Origin of the sequence: Nodosilinea sp. LEGE 07298, from assembly GCF_015207265.1 — a bacterium.
Taxonomy (GTDB): Bacteria; Cyanobacteriota; Cyanobacteriia; order Phormidesmidales; family Phormidesmidaceae; genus Nodosilinea.
Genome location: NZ_JADEXE010000543.1, coordinates 1 through 1,994, shown reverse-complemented (window position 1 = coordinate 1,994; position 1,994 = coordinate 1). Strand labels below are relative to the sequence as shown.

At 53.2% G+C, this 1,994-nt stretch carries 1 protein-coding gene; it reads left to right on the top strand.

The features are described 5' to 3' along the window. A partial coding sequence (locus tag IQ273_RS32850; RefSeq protein ID WP_194027263.1) for a tetratricopeptide repeat protein occupies positions 1–1,959 on the top strand: 1,959 nt, incomplete at its 5' end. Between the last annotated feature and the right edge of the window lie 35 nt (positions 1,960–1,994).

The following is a 1,994-nucleotide window of genomic DNA, read 5'->3' as shown; positions in this document are numbered from 1 at the left end:
GACCAGGGGTCGGGAGATTTACAGGGGATTTTGCAAGCGTTGGCCCAGCCGGTTCGGGATGTGCGGCAGATGGGGCAGCGGGTAGAGTTGTGTCGGCTGGCGTTGGTGCTGCTGTCGCGCCAGGGCAATGAAGAACTGTGGGCAGCGCTGCAAATGACATTGGGAAATAGTTTGACTCAAAATCCCTTGGGCGATCGGGCTGGGAATATCGAGGATGCCATCCGCGCCTATAAGCAGTCGTTGCAGGTGTATACCCGTAAGGATTTTCCCGAAGACTGGGCCATGACTCAGAATAATCTGGCGAATGCCTACTCTGAGTGCATTCGCGGCGACCGGACTCAGAATATCGAAGACGCAATTGCCTCTTATGAACAAGCATTGCAGGTGTATACCCGCGAGGATTTTCCCGAAGATTGGGCTATGACTCAGAATAATCTGGCGGCTGCCTACAAAAATCGCATTTGCGGCAACCGGGCGCAAAATATTGAAGACGCGATCGCCGCCTGTGAGCGGGCGTTGCAGGTGTATACCCGTGAGGGTTTTCCCGAAGATTGGGCCATGACTCAGAATAATCTGGCGGCTGCCTACAGAAAGCGCATTCGCGGCAACCGGGCGCAAAATATTGAAGACACAATCGCCGCCTATGAGCAGTCGTTGCAGGTTAATACCCGCGAGGATTTTCCTGAAGATTGGGCCATGACCCAGAATAATCTGGCGGCTACCTACTCTGAGCGCATTCGTGGCGACCGGGCGCAGAATATCGAAGATGCGATCGCCGCTTATGAACAAGCATTGCAGGTGTATACCCGTGAGGATTTTCCTGAAGATTGGGCCATGACCCAGAATAATCTGGCAAATGCCTACTCTGAGCGCATTCGTGGCGACCGGGCGCAGAATATCGAAGACGCGATCGCCGCTTATGAACAAGCATTGCAGGTGTATACCCGCGAGGATTTTCCTGAAGATTGGGCCATGACCCAGAATAATCTGGCGGCTGCCTACAAGAATCGTATTCGTGGTGACCGGGCGCAGAATATCGAAGACGCGATCGCCGCCTGTGAGCAGTCATTGCAGGTGTATACCCGCGAGGATTTTCCTGAAGATTGGGCTATGGCCCAGAATAATCTGGCGGCTGTCTACTTTGATCGCATTTGCGGCGACCGGGCGCAGAATATCGAAGACGCGATCGCCGCTTATGAGCGAGCGTTGCAGGTATATACCCGCGAGGATTTTCCGGAAAAATGGGCCATGACCCAGAACAATCTGGCGGTTGCTTACTCTGATCGCATTCGCGATGACCGGGCGCAAAATATTGAAGATGCAATCACCGCTTATGAGCGGGTATTGCAGATGTATACTCGCGAGGATTTTCCTGAAGATTGGGCTATGACCCAGAACAATCTGGCGGCTACTTACAAGAATCGCATTCGTGGTGACCGGGCGCAAAATATCGAAGACGCAATCACCGCCTGTGACCAGGCGTTGCAGGTGTATACCCGTGAGGATTTTCCGGAAAAATGGGCAGCGACCCAGAACAATCTGGCGGCTGTCTACTCTGATCGCATTCGCGGCGACCGGGCGCAAAATATTGAAGACGCGATCGCCGCTTATGAGCGAGCGTTGCAGGTGTATACCCGCGAGGATTTTCCCGAAAAATGGGCCATGACCCAGAATAATCTGGCGGCTGCCTACAAGAATCGCATTCATGGCGACCGGGCGCAGAATATTGAAGACGCAATCGACGCCTATGAGCGGGCGTTGCAGGTGTATACTCGCGAGGATTTTCTCGAAAAATGGGCCATGACCCAGAACAATCTAGCAAATGCCTACTCTGATCGCATTCGTGGTGACCGGGCGCAAAATATCGGGCTCTCCTGGGATCACTATGCAGCGGTTGGAGAAAAATGCCAGCAGATTAGGCATCGGAGGCGGAATCGCTCAAAATTAGTGAATCCGTAGCCAGAGCGCTTAATCAACTTCAAACGCGTGTTGAT